16 protein-coding genes are annotated in these 14,232 nt (G+C 73.8%); 10 read left to right on the top strand and 6 right to left on the bottom strand.

The genetic code is table 11. The annotated features are described in order from the left end of the window. Positions 1-2: 2 nt before the first annotated feature. The 5 genes from ABZ573_RS13770 (at position 3) to ABZ573_RS13750 (ending at position 5,432) form a co-directional block, all read left to right on the top strand. Positions 3-1,337 carry a sugar ABC transporter substrate-binding protein gene (locus tag ABZ573_RS13770; RefSeq protein WP_358118262.1) on the top strand — a complete coding sequence of 445 codons (1,335 nt, stop codon included), beginning with the start codon at positions 3-5 and terminating at the stop codon, positions 1,335-1,337. Next, positions 1,334-2,374, top strand: coding sequence for an ABC transporter ATP-binding protein (locus ABZ573_RS13765; protein WP_358118260.1), 1,041 nt, complete (start codon positions 1,334-1,336; stop codon positions 2,372-2,374). The genes ABZ573_RS13770 and ABZ573_RS13765 overlap by 4 nt, the downstream gene beginning before the upstream one ends. 38 nt (positions 2,375-2,412) lie before the next feature. Next, positions 2,413-3,282: a sugar ABC transporter permease gene (locus tag ABZ573_RS13760; protein WP_358118382.1), complete on the top strand. Its 870-nt coding sequence runs from the start codon at positions 2,413-2,415 to the stop codon at positions 3,280-3,282. Between the two features lie 88 nt (positions 3,283-3,370). After that, entirely contained in the window at positions 3,371-3,985 is a 615-nt protein-coding gene (locus tag ABZ573_RS13755; protein ID WP_358118380.1) for a GNAT family N-acetyltransferase, read from the top strand. 28 nt (positions 3,986-4,013) lie between these two features. Further along, positions 4,014-5,432 carry an RtcB family protein gene (locus ABZ573_RS13750; RefSeq protein ID WP_358118258.1) on the top strand — a complete coding sequence of 473 codons (1,419 nt, stop codon included), beginning with the start codon at positions 4,014-4,016 and terminating at the stop codon, positions 5,430-5,432. Between the two features lie 33 nt (positions 5,433-5,465). Here the strand turns inward: ABZ573_RS13750 and ABZ573_RS13745 are convergent, their stop codons facing one another. Further along, positions 5,466-5,897: an archease gene (locus ABZ573_RS13745; protein ID WP_358118256.1), complete on the bottom strand. Its 432-nt coding sequence runs from the start codon at positions 5,895-5,897 to the stop codon at positions 5,466-5,468. Positions 5,898-5,970: 73 nt separating this feature from the next. Further along, a complete protein-coding gene (locus ABZ573_RS13740) occupies positions 5,971-7,572 on the bottom strand; it encodes an LLM class flavin-dependent oxidoreductase (protein WP_327028406.1) in 1,602 nt (533 codons plus the stop codon). Between the two features lie 163 nt (positions 7,573-7,735). Between ABZ573_RS13740 and ABZ573_RS13735 the strand changes: the two genes are divergently transcribed. From ABZ573_RS13735 to ygiD, 3 genes are all read left to right on the top strand, one after another. Then, positions 7,736-8,338, top strand: coding sequence for an MBL fold metallo-hydrolase (locus tag ABZ573_RS13735; protein ID WP_151453668.1), 603 nt, complete (start codon positions 7,736-7,738; stop codon positions 8,336-8,338). Between the two features lie 77 nt (positions 8,339-8,415). Continuing rightward, the gene (locus ABZ573_RS13730; RefSeq protein WP_089000245.1) at positions 8,416-8,634 is read left to right on the top strand and encodes a hypothetical protein; all 219 of its coding nucleotides are present in this window, start codon (positions 8,416-8,418) and stop codon (positions 8,632-8,634) included. 107 nt (positions 8,635-8,741) lie between these two features. Further along, the gene (ygiD, locus tag ABZ573_RS13725) at positions 8,742-9,611 is read left to right on the top strand and encodes a 4,5-DOPA dioxygenase extradiol (RefSeq protein ID WP_327028405.1); all 870 of its coding nucleotides are present in this window, start codon (positions 8,742-8,744) and stop codon (positions 9,609-9,611) included. Between the two features lie 128 nt (positions 9,612-9,739). Here the strand turns inward: ygiD and ABZ573_RS13720 are convergent, their stop codons facing one another. The 3 genes from ABZ573_RS13720 to ABZ573_RS13710 form a co-directional block, all read right to left on the bottom strand. Next, positions 9,740-10,225: an SRPBCC family protein gene (locus tag ABZ573_RS13720; RefSeq protein WP_358118253.1), complete on the bottom strand. Its 486-nt coding sequence runs from the start codon at positions 10,223-10,225 to the stop codon at positions 9,740-9,742. Further along, positions 10,222-10,530, bottom strand: coding sequence for a metalloregulator ArsR/SmtB family transcription factor (locus ABZ573_RS13715; RefSeq protein ID WP_199729471.1), 309 nt, complete (start codon positions 10,528-10,530; stop codon positions 10,222-10,224). Before ABZ573_RS13715 ends, ABZ573_RS13720 begins: the two co-directional genes overlap by 4 nt. Positions 10,531-10,656: 126 nt before the next feature. Further along, positions 10,657-11,445: an HAD family hydrolase gene (locus ABZ573_RS13710; RefSeq protein WP_358118251.1), complete on the bottom strand. Its 789-nt coding sequence runs from the start codon at positions 11,443-11,445 to the stop codon at positions 10,657-10,659. Between ABZ573_RS13710 and ABZ573_RS13705 the strand changes: the two genes are divergently transcribed. Then, complete coding sequence (locus tag ABZ573_RS13705; protein ID WP_358118378.1) at positions 11,423-13,393, top strand: peptide deformylase; 1,971 nt, start codon at positions 11,423-11,425, stop codon at positions 13,391-13,393. The genes ABZ573_RS13710 and ABZ573_RS13705 overlap by 23 nt on opposite strands. On the opposite strand, the gene ABZ573_RS13700 is transcribed toward ABZ573_RS13705, so the two are convergent. Then, entirely contained in the window at positions 13,320-13,697 is a 378-nt protein-coding gene (locus tag ABZ573_RS13700; protein ID WP_327028402.1) for a CU044_2847 family protein, read from the bottom strand. The genes ABZ573_RS13705 and ABZ573_RS13700 overlap by 74 nt on opposite strands. A 191-nt stretch (positions 13,698-13,888) precedes the next feature. Here ABZ573_RS13700 and ABZ573_RS13695 point away from each other — a divergent pair, with 191 nt between their 5' ends. Next, the gene (locus ABZ573_RS13695; protein WP_327028401.1) at positions 13,889-14,200 is read left to right on the top strand and encodes a hypothetical protein; all 312 of its coding nucleotides are present in this window, start codon (positions 13,889-13,891) and stop codon (positions 14,198-14,200) included. Positions 14,201-14,232 lie beyond the last annotated feature (32 nt).

Below are 14,232 nucleotides of genomic sequence, written 5' to 3'. Positions count from 1 at the left end.
CGATGCGACCGACGACGCGACCGAAGGCGCTGCTCGCGCTGCTGCTCACCGCCGTGCTGGCCGCCACCGGGTGCGGCTCCGGCGCCGGGTCGTCCGCCGACGGGCCGGTGCGGCTGCTGGTCTTCGGCGCCCCCGAGGAACTCGCCGCCTACCGCACCCTCGTCGAGGCGTACGAGAAGGCCCGTCCCGGCTCCGACGTGCAGCTCGTCGAGGCCAGCGACCGCAAGGACCTGCTGGCCCGGCTCGCCACCTCGGTGGCCGGCGGCGCCCCGCCCGATCTGTTCCTGATGAACTACCGCTTCTACGGCCAGTTCGCCGGCAAGGACGTCATCGAGCCGCTGGACGACCGGCTGGCTGCCTCCGCGGCCGTCGACCCGGCCGACTACTACCCGGTGGCCTGGAACGCCTTCCGGTGGCAGGGCCGGCAGCTCTGCCTGCCGCAGAACGTCTCCAGCCTGGCCGTCTACTACAACCGCACCCTGTTCGCCAAGCACGGCGTGCCGGAGCCGAGGGCCGGCTGGACCTGGAACGACCTGGTCGCCACCGCGACCGCGATGACCCGCGACTCGCGGGGCGTGGTGGTCAGGGCCACCGAGAGCGAGGGCGCGGCGCTGCGCCCGGCCGTGCACGGCCTCGGCGTCGAGCCGTCGATCATCCGGCTCGCCCCGTTCGTCTGGTCCGGCGGCGGCGAGATCGTCGACGACCCGGCGAAACCGACCCGGCTGACCCTGGACACCCCGGCCGCCCGGGAGGCGCTGAAGAACCTCGTGGACCTGCGGCTGGCGTACGGGGTGGTGCCCACCGACGAGGAGGTGGAGGCCGAGGACGACGAGTCGCGTTTCGCCAACGGCCGGCTCGCCATGCTGATGAGTTCCCGCCGCTCCACCACCACGTTCCGCTCGATCACCGGCTTCGAGTGGGACGTCGCGCCGCTGCCCGTCTACAAGGAGCAGGTCGGGGTGCTGCACTCCGACGCGTACTGCATGACCCGGGGCGCGAAGCACAAGGACGCCGCGTGGCGGTTCCTGGAGTTCGCCATCGCCGAGGAGGGGCAGCGGATCATCGCGGCCACCGGCCGTACCGTCCCGTCGCACATCGGGGTGTCGCAGTCCCCGGCGTTCCTCGGCCCCGCCCAGCCGCCGCGCAGCGCCAAGGTCTTCCTCGACGCCATCCCCACCGTCCGGGCGTTGCCGACCGTCTCCACCTGGCCGGAGATCGAGGACGTCACCTACGGCATCCTGGAGAACGCCATGCACCGGGGCGACCGGCTCGACGACGTGATTCGCGACCTCGACCGGCAGACCCGGCCGATCTTCGCCCGCGGGGAGCACGGGTGAGCGATCCGGGCCTCTCCCTGGCCGGCGTCTCGGCCGCGTACCGGGGGGCGACCGTGCTGCACGAGGTGGACCTGGCCGCCGCCCGGGGCGAGCTGCTGGTGGTGCTCGGCCCGTCGGGGGCCGGCAAGTCGACAGTGCTGCGGGTCGTCGCCGGCCTGGAGCCGGTCACCGCCGGCCGCGTCCGCATCGCCGGCCGGGACGTCACCGCCGAGCGCCCGGGCCGGCGCAACGTGTCGATGGTGTTCCAGTCGTACGCGCTCTTCCCGCACCTGAGCGTCGCGGAGAACATCGCCTTCGGCCTGGAGGTACGCGACACGCCCCGCGCGGCGGCCCGGGAACGCGCGCGGGCGGCGGCGGAGACCGTCGGTTGCGCCGGACTGCTGGACCGGCGGCCCGGGCAGCTCTCCGGCGGCGAACGGCAGCGGGTGGCGCTGGCCCGGGCGCTGGTGCGCGAGCCGGACGTGTTCCTGCTCGACGAGCCGCTGTCCAACCTCGACCAGGCGCTGCGGGTGCAGATGCGCGCCGAGCTGCGGGCCCTGCACGACCGGCTGGGCGCGACGATGGTGCACGTCACCCACGACCAGACCGAGGCGCTGGTGCTCGCCGACCGGATCGCCGTGCTGCGCGACGGGCGCATCGAGCAGGTCGGGACCCCCGACGAGATCTGGCGCACCCCGGCCACCACCTTCGTCGCCCGCTTCGTCGGTTCCCCCGCGATGAACCTGCTCCCGGCCGACGGTCCGCTGCGCCCCGACGGCGCCCCCGTCCCGGGGGCGGACCACGACGGGATGGAGCTCGGCTTCCGGCCCGAGGCGGTCGTCCTGGGCGCGACCGACGGGACGGACGCCACCGTCGACCGGGTCGAGGTGGTCGGCGAGGACGCGTACGCGTACCTGAGGCTCGCCGGCGGGCACCCCGTCGTCGCCCGGGTGCCCGCCGCCCGCCGGCCGGGTAGGGGCGCGCCGGTACGCGTCGGCGTGCGCTGGGCCGACGTGCACGTCTTCCACGCCGGCTCCGGCCGCCGGTACGCCCCGTGACGACGACGGACCGCCGCTCGCGTCGGCAGTTGGCGCTGATGCTGGCGCCGTACCTGGTGGGGCTGGTCGGACTGGTGCTGCTGCCCGCCGCGGTCACCCTGGCGCTGGCCTTCACCGAGTACGACCTGCTGCGCCCGCCACGCTGGGTGGGGCTGGACAACTTCGCGGCGCTGCTGGACGACCCGGTGTTCCGGGTGTCGCTGACCAACTCGCTGGTCTTCGCGCTGGTGGCCGTACCGCTGCGGGTGTTGTTCGCCCTCGGCCTGGCGCTGCTGCTGCACCGCCGCGCGGTCGGCGTCGGCGGCGCCCGCACCGCGGCCGTGCTGCCGACCGCGGTGCCGGAGATCGCCTACGGGCTGCTCTGGCTCTGGCTGCTCAACCCCCTCTACGGGCCGATCAACCAGCTGCTGCGCACGGGCGGGGAGAACGGCCTGACCGCGCTGGGACGCACCCCGCCGCAGTGGCTCACCGACCCCACCGACGCCCGCGCGGCGATCGTCCTGATGAGCCTGTTCACCATCGGCGAGACCTTCGTGGTGCTGCTGGCCGCCCGCCGCGCGCTGCCCCGCGACGTCTACGAGATGGCGGCGATCGAGGACGCCACCGGCTGGGACGTGTTCCGCCGGGTCACGCTGCCGCTGATGGCGCCCGTGCTGGGGCTGCTGGCGGTGCGCGACGCCATCCAGAGCCTGCACTTCTCCTTCGTGCCGGCCTTCGTGGTGACCGACGGCGGCCCACCCCCGTACGCCACCACCTACCTGTCGCTGTTCGTCTACCGCACCGGCTTCGAGTACCTGCGCTACGGCTACGCCGCCGCCGCGACCCTGGTGATGATCCTGCTGACCGTGGCGGCGGTGCTGGTGCAGTGGCGGCTGATCCGCCGCTACCGGGCGTTCTACCGGCTCTGAGCACCCGATAATCCCGGGCGCCGGCCCCGGGGGCCGTGGCATGATCGCGCACTGCGCCGGCCGGGCGGCGGCGCGCGAGGAGGACGGCATGGAGTTCGACGTACGCCGGATCGGGCCGGAGTCGACAGCCGAGGCGGCCGACGTGCTCGCCGACGCCTTCGACGGGTACCCCTGGATGGCCTGGACGGTCGCCGCCGACCGGCACCGGGAGCGGCTGGGGGCGATGTTCGCCGGCACCGTCGCCGCCGTCGGGCTGCCCTACGGCGACGTCTGGGCGGCGGCGGACGCCGACGGCCGGCTGGCGGCGGTGGCGGTCTGGCTGCGCCCGGACCGGCCGGTGCCGGACGAGGTCTGGGCCGCCGTCGCGGCCCGCAACGCCGAACTTGCCGGCGACCGGCAGCCGGCGCTGCACGCCGCCGACGCGGCCTGCGCCTCCCTGCGGTCGGCCGAGCCGGCGTTCCTGCTCGCCACCGTCGGCGTGCGCCGGACCGCCCAGGGCCGAGGGCTGGGGGCCCGGGTGCTGCGGCCCGGCCTGGTCGAGGCCGACCGGGCCGGCCTGCCCGCCGTGTTGGAGACCTCGTCGGAGCCGAACGTGCGGTTCTACCGGCGGCTGGGCTTCTCGGTGACCGGCCAGACGCGGGTGCCCGACGGCGGGCCCGACGTCTGGGCGATGCGGCGGCCGGCGGCCGGCGAGCGGGTGTAAGGGCCGTCCGCCCGGGTAGCCGCCGGGAATGGAGCTGGTCGAGGAGTCGCCGTACCGCTTCCGGATCGACCGGCACGACCCGATGCGGGTGCCGGGGGTGGTGTTCGCGTCCCGGTCCCTGCTGCCCGACGCCGGGGAGGACAGGTCACTGGAGCAGGTCGCGAACGTCGCCACGCTGCCCGGCATCGTCGACGCCTCGTACGCCATGCCCGACGTGCACTGGGGCTACGGGTTCCCGATCGGCGGGGTGGCCGCCACCGACGTCGCGAACGGCGGCGTGGTCTCGCCCGGTGGGGTGGGCTTCGACATCTCCTGCGGTGTCCGGCTGCTCGCCGCCGACCTCGACCGCGACGGGCTGCGGCCCCGCCTCGACGCGCTGATGGACGGGCTGGGCGAGGCGACCCCACGCGGCATGGTCCGGGGCGCGGTGTGGCACCTGTCGAATCGCGCGGAACTCGACGCGGTGCTGCGCGGCGGCTCCCGCTACGCCGTGGAGCGCGGCTTCGGCGTCGAGCGGGACCTGCACCGCTGCGAGGACGCCGGGGCCGTCGGCGACGCCGATCCGGCGCGGGTCAGCGAGCGGGCGATCGAGCGCGGCGCGCGCCAGGTCGGCAGCCTCGGCTCCGGCAACCACTTCCTGGAGGTCCAGGCCGTCGAGGAGGTGTACGACGACACCGCCGCCACCGCCTTCGGGCTGCGCCCCGGCCAGGTCTGCGTGATGATCCACTGCGGCTCCCGGGGGCTGGGTCACCAGATCTGCACCGACTACGTGCGGCAGATGGAGAAGGTGATGGCCCGCCACGGCATCGAGGTGCCGGACCGCCAGCTCGCCTGCGCCCCGGTCTCCTCCGCCGAGGGCCGCGCCTACCTGGGCGCGATGGCCGCCGCCGCCAACTACGCCCGGGCGAACCGGCAACTGCTGACCGACGCCGCCCGGAAGGTCTTCGCCCGGGTCACCGGCAGCCGGCTCGACCTGGTCTACGACATCTCGCACAACCTCGCGAAGATCGAGACGCACGGCGTCGACGGCGCGCGCCGCGCGCTGTGCGTGCACCGCAAGGGGGCCACCCGCGCGCTGCCGCCCGGCCACGACGACCTGCCCGACGACCTGCGGGACGTGGGCCAGCCGGTGTTGATCCCCGGCTCCATGGGCACCGGCTCGTACGTGCTCACCGGCGTGCCGGGGGCGCCGGCCTTCGCGTCCACCTGCCACGGGGCCGGCCGGGTGCAGAGCCGCAAGCAGGCCGTGCGGTCGGAGCGCGGGCTGGACCCGCGTGCCCAGTTGGAGGCGCGGGACATCGCGGTTCGCGGGGCGTCCCGGCGCGGCCTGGCCGAGGAGATGCCGGCGGCGTACAAGGACGTCTCGGCGGTGGTGGCCGCCGCCGAGGGCGCCGGACTGTGCCGCAAGGTGGCCCGGCTGGTCCCGCTCGGCGTGGTGAAGGGCTGAGCGGGCGGCGCGGGTAGGACCGGGCGCGGGGGCTCACACGTCCAGCGTCACCGCGCAGCACCAGCCCCCGCGGTCGGGGCCGAAGCGCAGCCCCTGCAGGGAGACGGCCTTCGGCACCGCGCCGACCAGCTCGACGGCGTCGGTGTCCGCCGTGCGCCAGCGCACCACCAGGCCGCCGGCGCCGTCGTCGGCCACGTCGGTGCGCAGCGGCAGCTCACCCGCCGTCTCCATCCGGAAGATCACCTCGTCGAGTACGCCCACCAGCAGGTCCGCGTCGTCGTCACCGGCCGGCGCACGGAACTCCCGCTGCGGGCCCGGTGGCGCCCCGGCGGGGTCGACGAACGTCCCGACCAGCGCGGCGACCGCCTCGGCGACGCACTCCTCCCGGCTCGGCGCCCACGCCTCGATGCGGACGTCGGCGGTGTGCGGCAGGCGGCGGTGCCCCCGCCCGGGTGGTCGCGGCATGCCCCGATCCTCCGCCACGCCGCGCGACGGCGGGCTCGGTTCCGATCCGCCGGCACGCCGTGGGGCGGCGGGTTCAGTTCAGGCCGAGCCGGGCGATCGGCTCGACGAGCTCGCGTTCCTCGTAGGCGAGGTGGGACAGCAGCGTGTCGCTGAGCAGGTCGACCGCCGCGCGCAGCTCGGCCATCCCGTCGGCGACGGAGACGAACGCGACCAGCGCCCGGTCGACGCGTTCCAGCACGTCGTGGATGGCGTGGTGCTCCTGCTCCAGTCGGTCCAGCACCGGGCCGAGGCGGTCGTCGCCCCGGCGCAGGTGCGGGAAGATCCCCCGGTCCTCCAGTGTGTGGTGGGTGGTGACGACCCGGCAGTACGACTCGCAGTACGTGCCCAGGGTCCACTTGTTCTGCCGGATGGTCATGGTGTTGATGTGGGAGCGGGCCGTGCCCGCGTCGACCAGCCCGGCGCCCACCTGCTCCACCAGGTCGTACAGCCGGGTCAGCTCGGCGCGTAGCCCGTCGTGCACGTCGATCAGGTGCTGGGCGCCGGCCTGGTCGTGCGGGCTGTAGGTGCGTGCCGGGTCGGGCGCGGGGCCGGTGGGGCGCGTGGCCTCGTCCCAGACCCGGATCGCGCTGCGGCGCACGCCGTCGTCGGGCGTCGGGACGACGGCGAAGGACCCCGCGCCGGCGGGCGGACGGGGAGCGGGCGGCGGCTGCGCCCCGGCGCTCCCGGGTGTCGCCCGCGCCCCGCCGGCTTCGGGCGTCGCCGGGGTCACGGCGGCAGCGGCGCCGGCCGCGCGCTCGCCGGCCACGAGTTCGCGTACGGCGGGGGCGACCTCGGCGGCGAAGCGCCGCAGGTCCTCCGGGTCGTCGCTGCCCAGGATGAAGGTGCTGATCCCGTCGCTGAGCGCGAGGTCGGCCAGTTCCTCGGCCCACTGCTCGGCGGGGCCGTCCAGTGGTCCCCGGCCGACGGGGGCGAAGCGACCGGTGACGTTGAGCAGGCGGCGCACGTCGGCCGGATCGCGGCCGGCCTCCCGCGCGGCGTCGTCGATGATCGTGTTGCCCCTGCCCAGGTCGCCTGGTTGCAGGTAGCCCAGCGACGGCAGCCACCCGTCGGCCCGGCTCCCGGTCAACGCCAGCATCCGCGGCTTGTACGCGCCGAGCCAGATGCCCACGTCGTGGGCGGGCGCGGGGCCCCGCTTCGCGCCCACCACCCGGTGGAACTCGCCGTCGACCCGGACGCCGCCGCGCGCCCCGACGTCCCAGACCTGGCGGATGACGTCGATCGCCTCGGTCAGGGCCCGTACGCCCTGCCCGGGGGAGAGCCGGCGCCCGCCCATCGCCTCGATGGCCTCCCAGAACGCGCCGGCGCCCAGGCCGAGCTCCACCCGGCCACCGCTGAGCAGATCGAGACTCGCCACGCTGCGGGCCAGGACGGCCGGCGGGCGCAGCGGCAGGTTCGTCACGTTGGCGGCCAGCCGCACCGTGCCGGTCCGGGCCGCCACGAAGCTCATCAGCGTCCACGTGTCGAGGAACGCGGGCTGGTACGGGTGGTCCTGGAAGGTGACCAGGTCGAACCCGACCTGCTCGGCCAGCACGGCGAGGCCCACCACCCGCCCGGGCTCGGCGTTGCCGGGCGTCAGGAACGCCCCGAAGGCCAGCGGGTGGCCGTAGTCGCCCATCTCGGTACTCCCTTCCGCCCCGCAGCCTCTCACGTGGCCCGGGACGGTCTCCGGGCCGTCCGGCGAAACCGGCCGGGAAGGCGGGCCGCCGCCACCCTCCGGCACGGCCCGTGCCGCCCGCCGCCGGGCACACGGGGCGCTGCCACCGGCGTACGGTCGCCGGATGCGGCTGACCAAGTTCACCCACTCCTGCGTCCGGCTGGAGCACGACGGCGGCGTGCTGGTCATCGACCCCGGCACCTGGAGCGAGCCGCGGGCCCTGGCCGGCGCGGACGCCGTCCTCGTCACCCACGAGCACACCGACCACGTCGACGTGCTCCGGTTGGCGGGTCTCGGCGTGCCGGTCTTCGCCCCGCAGGGCGCCGTCCTGCCCGACCTGGCGCCGCTGTCCGTGACCAGGGTCGGCGCCGGCGAGCGGTTCACCGCCGCCGGCCTCACCGTGACCGCGCTCGGCGGTCGGCACGCCGCCATCCACGGCGGCCAGCCCGACTGCGCCAACCTGGGCTACCTCGTCGGCGACGCGGTCTACCACCCGGGCGACTCGCTGCACCGGCCGGACCGGCCGGTCGAGACGCTGCTGGTCCCGGCGCAGGCCTCCTGGCTGAAGCTCACCGAGGCGATCGACTTCGCCACCGCCGTCGGGGCCGAGCGGGTGTTCCCGATCCACGACGCGCAGCTCAACGAGCGCGGCCTGACCAGCGTGAACGGCTGGTTCGCCGAGACCGTGCCCGGCTACCGCCACCTGGCGCCGGGGGAGTCCGCCTGACCGGTGACCCCACCCAGGGGTGGTCTTGACCGACACCGGCCGTGTCGTCCACGGACGAACTGCTATACGGTCGCGGGGTGAGGGTCGAAGAACACTGGTGGAACGGCGACACGTCGCAGCGTGGGCGTCGGGACGTGTACATCCGTACCGACGGGCAGCGATGGGACGTACAGGTACGGATCGGCGGCGAGTCAGGCCGCTCCCGGGTGCAGGAGTGCCCCGGTCGGACGTCGGCGGTCATTCTGGCCGGCGCGTGGCGCGGCAACCACCCCGCCTGGCGCGAGGTGTCCGACTGACGGCGATCGCCGGCCGCGACCGGTGACAACCGGTCGCGGCCGGCGATGACCGGCGGCTCCCCGCGACAGCGGTTACGCTCGCCTCACCGTGAGCCTGGGGGAGCAGCATGAGCAGCGAGACCGTCCCGGCGGTGATGCCGGCCGCGTTCATCGGTCACGGAAGCCCGATGAACGCGCTGGAACTCAACCGCTACACGCAGGCGTGGCGCGCCTTCGGGCGGGCGGTCCCGCGGCCCCGGGCGATCCTCGTCGTGTCGGCCCACTGGTACATCGGCGCCACCGCCGTCACCGCGATGCCCCGGCCGCGGACGATCCACGACTTCTACGGCTTCCCGCCGGAGCTGTTCGACGTCCGCTACCCGGCGCCCGGCCTGCCGGAGCTGGCGGAGGAGATCGCCGACGTGGTCCACCCCACCTGGGTCGGGGCGGACGTCGACTCGTGGGGGATCGACCACGGCACCTGGTCGGTGCTCACCCACGCGTTTCCCGACGCGGACATCCCGGTCGTCCAGTTGAGCATCAACGCGTTCAAGGGCCTGGACTACCACCTGGACCTGGGCGCGCGGCTCGCCCCGTTGCGCGAGCGCGGGGTGCTCGTCGTGACCAGCGGCAACGTGGTGCACAACCTGCGGGGGGTGGACCCGCGCATGGTCGACGAGGGCTTCGACTGGGCGCGGCGGTTCGACGAGGCGGCGAAGGACGTCATGCTCGGCGAGCCGACCGAGGCGGCCGCGCTGGACGCCCACCGTGACTTCGGCCGGGCCGTACCGACGCCGGACCACTTCATTCCGCTGCTCTACCTCGCCGGCCTGGCCGGCGCCGCCGGCAACGGCGCGGAGGTGCTGGTGGACGGGTACGCGTACGGGTCGCTGTCGATGACCGCCTACACCGTGGGGTCGTCCTGCCGCACGGAGGCCCCGCTGGCCGGCGCACCCGCCCTGCCGACCGACGTGCCGGCGGACTCCGCCAACATCTGACGGCCGCCGTCGCTGTGGGCCGCCGCCTGGCGGCTTGCGCGGCCGGCCCCGGCGGGGCGACGGGATGCGGGACCAGCCGGTCGTGCCGCCGGTCCGCACGGCGGGGCCCGCATCCGTCGCCGCGTCCGTCACAGGCCCTTGACGACCTCGACCAGCTGGTCCAGCGCGGCGCTCCAGCCCTCGGCGAAGCCCATCTCCTCGTGCGACTTCTTCGCCGCGGCGTCGGCGTGGATCGCGGTGGCCGTGTACTTCGTGCCGGTGCCGGTGGGCTCGAGCTTGATGATCGCGGTGAACGGGAGGTCGTCGCTGACCACCTGGGGGCGGAAGCCGGGGCCCAGTCCCGAGGTGAAGATCAGCGTCGAACCCTCCTCGACGACCAGGATGCAGCCGGTGCTCGGGTACTCCTCGCCCTCGGGCGAGCGCATCACCGTGTTGAACCTGCCGCCGGGCTGGAGGTCGATCTCGCAGGACGAGGTCGACCAGGGCCGCGGAGCGAACCACTGCACGATCAGCTCGGGCGTGGTCCAGGCCTTCCAGACCAGCTCGGGCGCGACGTCGACGGTGCGCTCCAGGACGAGGTCGAGATTCGGGTTCACGCTCGGGTAGGCGGTCATGTCTGCTGCTCCTTCAGGTCGTGGAGAAACGAGTCGAGCTGGTCGAGGCGCCGGGACCATGTCGCGCGCTGACCGGCGAGCCAGGTGTCGACGTGCTCGAGCGGCTGGGGGGCGAGCCGGTAGGTCCGCACGCGCCCCTTCTTCTCCGACGTCACCAGGCCGGAGCGCTCGAGGACGCCCAGGTGCTGGGTGAACGACGGCAGTGCCATGTCAAACGGACGAGCGAGCTCGCTGGTTGTCGCGGGCCCCCGGCCGAGCAGCTCGACGACCCGGCGGCGGGTCGGGTCCGACAGCGCGTGGAACACGCCGTCCAGGGTCCCGTCGTCGCTTCCGGCTCCGCCGCCCGATTGCTTAGGCATGCACCTAAGTATGCCCGCGACGAACACTTAGGTCAAGCCCTAAGCGAAGTCGTCGGCCGCCCCGGACGGTCGTCATCGTGGTTCCCGGTCGGGGCTGCCGGGTGGCGCCGCGGCGGACAGCAGCGCCACGGTGAGGTCGGCCAGCCGTCGGCCGGGCGCGACCGGCGATCCGTCGCCGACCATCACCACCGGGCAGCCGGCGGCAATCGCGCTGGAGACTCCCGTTGGTGAATCTTCCACGACAACGCATCGAGACGGTGGAAATTGCAGCCGGTGCGCGCCGAGCAAATAGGGATCGGGCGCGGGTTTCGCCCGAGTCACGTCGTCGCCGCAGACGATGGTGTCGAATTGGGGAACGTCATTGTGAGTCAGCAGCACGTTCACGATCTCCCGGCTGCTCGACGTGACGAGCCCGACCGGCACGCCGTGCCGTCGCAGGTCCGCGACGAGGCAGAGCCCGAAACCGTCCCATCGCGCCATGCCGTCGAGGTGGCGCCGTCGTACGAACCGCTCCACCCAGGCCGTGTCGTTGGTGGGATCCGCCTCCGACCAGCCCAGGCGGCGATGCACGGTGCGGACGGCCTCCAGCGCCGTGAGTCCGCGCAGCCCGTCGAGCGCCCCTGCCGGCACGGCCTGCCGTCGACCGATCAGCGCGGTGAACGCGGCCCGCCACAGCGGTGCCGTGTCGACCAGGGTGCCGTCGAGATCGAAGAGTACGGCCCACTTCCTCACCACTGCCATGCTCCATTCCTCGACGTTCCCGGTCAACATTCGGACATGGCGGGAACGGTGATTGCCGATAGGATCGGTAATCCGCAGCGGAACGGAGGTCCCGGTGATGTACCGGGTCGAGCGCGCCATCGCTTTCGTGCTCGGTCGACGCGATGCCGAGCGCGTCGGGCTGGCATTCCTGGTCGGGGAGCGTTTGATGATCACCTGCGCCCACGTGGTCAACGCGGCCCTCGGTCGGCCGGCGCGGCACGCGGAGCCCGTGCCGAGGAACATCCGCGTCTCCCTCCACTTCGCGCTGCTCGGGCCGCCGAACAGTTGGATCGAGCGCAGTGCCGAGGTGGTGGCGTGGTTGCCCACCGGCGAGAGCTTCGACGTCGGGGACGTGGCGGTGCTCCGGCTCGGCGAAGGGCTGGGCGGCAGCGGCGCGGAGCCGCTGCGCATCAGGGCTGACCTGAACGACCGCTACAACGCCGCCGTGCAGATGTGGGGGCCGGGTCACGGCCGTGACCTCGGACGGCACGTGCGGGGCAGCCTGCTCGGCGCGGTCGGCAAGCACCGGCTCCAGGTCGACGAGACGGTGCTCCGGGTCTTCCGGGTGCAGTCCGGGTTCAGCGGGGGGCCGGTCTGGGACCCGGCCACCTCGCTGGTGTTCGGCATGCTCCAGGCCATCACCACGGACGGTTCCGCCGAGGTGCTCGTGCTCGACGGCGCGCTGCTGGAACGGGCACTGGCGGCGGTCGCGACCGCCCGCCCCGGTCTGGCGCTGCTGCACGACCACGGTGAGGTGCACTACGACGGCAGCCACTACGCGCTGCGACAGCGCCGGCTGCTGCGCCACGGCGGGGGTAGTCCCCGCGCCAAGTACGAGATGAAGGTGTCGGTGGCACGCTTCCTCAACGACGAGGCGTCCCGCAACCTGCGCCACCACGCCCGGCATCCGCTCAGCGTCGGCGACCCGGTCCGGGACATCGGGCTCCAGGCCTGGTGCACGGTCGACGACCGGACCAGGCCGATGGACGTCAAGGCGACGAAGGTGCGCCATGAGGAGATCAACTTCGACCTCTGCTTTCCCGGATCGGGGCTGCTGACGCCCGGCCAGCAGGCGGTCATCGAGTACCGATACCGGGTCAGCGACGAGATCTGGGGGCAGTGGTACAAGCGCAACGTCAAGCCCAACACCGACCGGCTCTCCATCGAGGCGTACCTGCCGGCCGAGCTGGAGCCGGAGTGCTGGGGCATGACCTCGCTGCCGTCGGAGACGGATCTCGAACCGCTCGCCGACGTCGAGACACGGGTGGAGGGTGACCGGATCGTCTACTCCTGGGACCGCAGCGCCGAGGAGGAGAACCTCGCCGAGGAACGCCGCGTCCGACTGGACTGGTTCTTCTGGCGCCGCATCCCCGACAGCAGCGAGTGCGACGACGCGGCACGCGTGCTGCGGCAGTTCGGCATCCGGCAGCTGCGCGAGCCGGCCCGTGGGCGCGAGTCGTCGAACCTGCCGACGAGGACGCGGCTCATCGACTTCGACTCGCCCCACGACCGGCAGTTGGCGGTGCGGGTCCTTGCTCATCTGCGCCGGGTGGCCGGCTGGGTCAACCGCTACCACGCCTTCAAGCCGCAGGTCAGCATGGGGATAGCGGCGCCGCAGCTCGGCATGGCGTACGCCATCGCGATCGTCCGCCAGCCGGGGTCGAACGACTACCTTGAGCTGGTCAATCCGAGCGTCGTCGAGCGGACCGACGAGGAGGTGCTGGACTTCGAGGGCTGCCTCAGCTTCTTCGACGTGCGGGGCCGGGTCCGGCGGCCCTACGGCCTGCGTGTGCGGCACCGCACCGCGCAGGGAGCCGACCGGGACGTGGTCCTGACCGGGGCCCTGGCCCGCAGCGTGGCCCACGAGATCGACCACCTCGGCGGCAAGCTCTACACCGACGCCGACCGGATGCCGAGTGACGAGGCCCCGATCGGCGTGCGCCAGTACCGGCAACTGCGCGACAGCGACCGCTTCACACCGCTGGCGCCTCCGCGGCGGCTGACCTGGCGGGCGCAGGAGCATCGGGACGGCGCCAGGTCAGGCTGACCTTGAAGGTCGCCTCGGCGGTCCCCTTCGTGAAGATCAGACCCGTCTCCCCGCCCACCGTCAGCCCCAGCTCGACGGAGATCTCGTCGGGGGTGGACGCCGCCGCCCGCAGCCCGGCGACCACGGCGCGCACGGCGGGCAGCACCCGCTCCAGCGAGTTGGTCAGCGTGACGCCGGCCCACGGGGCGCCTCCGTCGCCCGTCGCCACCAACTCGATGTTCCCGAGGTCCCGACGCTCCGCCTCGACCTCGACGTACTCGTCGCCGCCGTCGGCGACCGGAACCTTGAGGATCAGCGTGGTCATGTGACCTCCGTGCGTCGGCGGTGCCAGGGGCGCCGAGGGCAGTGAGCCAAGGTGTAGCAGCTCGCGGTGCCGAGCGGTAGGCATCCGACGGCTTTTTCGCAGCAACGCGTCCTGCCCCCCGGAAACGACCCGGTGCCGGCCGCGCGGCCGCTGGCGTTTCTCATCGGTGGCGCGTGGGTCATGCTGGTGCGGTGACTGACGTCGACGCCCCCGAACCGCTCATCCTCAACCTGTACTGCCGGCTCACGGTGGCCGTGACCGACCCGCAGGCGCTCACCGACCACGCGGTCGCCGACCTGCGGGCCGCGGACATCGACTGGTCGGCGGAGGAGGACGACCTCGACACGGCGGTGGCGGACCTACGCAACGACGTCGTGATGTCGCTGGCGTCCGTGGTGGACATCAGCCGGATGGTCGACGGGGTGCCCGGCGTGGTGGCGAAGGGCGGGCTGTGCTGGGCCGAGCCCGGGCCGCCCCGCGAGGCCGTCTGGCGTGCCGAGTGACCGCCCCGCGTGGGGCCCCCGCCGTCGACCCC

The organism is Micromonospora sp. NPDC007220 (assembly GCF_040634035.1).
GTDB classification, from domain to species: Bacteria; Actinomycetota; Actinomycetes; order Mycobacteriales; family Micromonosporaceae; genus Micromonospora; species Micromonospora reichwaldensis.
Note: the sequence above shows the minus strand (reverse complement) of the source record. Positions and strands in the feature narration are given on the sequence as shown.

Coding starts and splice junctions, on each gene's coding strand:
- ABZ573_RS13770 (WP_358118262.1), top strand. CDS start 3: ATGCGACCGACGACGCGACCGAAGGCGCTGCTCGCGCTGCTGCTCACC.
- ABZ573_RS13760 (WP_358118382.1), top strand. CDS start 2,413: ATGCTGGCGCCGTACCTGGTGGGGCTGGTCGGACTGGTGCTGCTGCCC.
- ABZ573_RS13755 (WP_358118380.1), top strand. CDS start 3,371: ATGGAGTTCGACGTACGCCGGATCGGGCCGGAGTCGACAGCCGAGGCG.
- ABZ573_RS13750 (WP_358118258.1), top strand. CDS start 4,014: ATGGAGCTGGTCGAGGAGTCGCCGTACCGCTTCCGGATCGACCGGCAC.
- ABZ573_RS13745 (WP_358118256.1), bottom strand. CDS start 5,897: ATGCCGCGACCACCCGGGCGGGGGCACCGCCGCCTGCCGCACACCGCC.
- ABZ573_RS13740 (WP_327028406.1), bottom strand. CDS start 7,572: ATGGGCGACTACGGCCACCCGCTGGCCTTCGGGGCGTTCCTGACGCCC.
- ABZ573_RS13735 (WP_151453668.1), top strand. CDS start 7,736: ATGCGGCTGACCAAGTTCACCCACTCCTGCGTCCGGCTGGAGCACGAC.
- ygiD (WP_327028405.1), top strand. CDS start 8,742: ATGAGCAGCGAGACCGTCCCGGCGGTGATGCCGGCCGCGTTCATCGGT.
- ABZ573_RS13720 (WP_358118253.1), bottom strand. CDS start 10,225: ATGACCGCCTACCCGAGCGTGAACCCGAATCTCGACCTCGTCCTGGAG.
- ABZ573_RS13705 (WP_358118378.1), top strand. CDS start 11,423: ATGTACCGGGTCGAGCGCGCCATCGCTTTCGTGCTCGGTCGACGCGAT.
- ABZ573_RS13710 (WP_358118251.1), bottom strand. CDS start 11,445: ATGGCGCGCTCGACCCGGTACATCACCGGGACCTCCGTTCCGCTGCGG.
- ABZ573_RS13700 (WP_327028402.1), bottom strand. CDS start 13,697: ATGACCACGCTGATCCTCAAGGTTCCGGTCGCCGACGGCGGCGACGAG.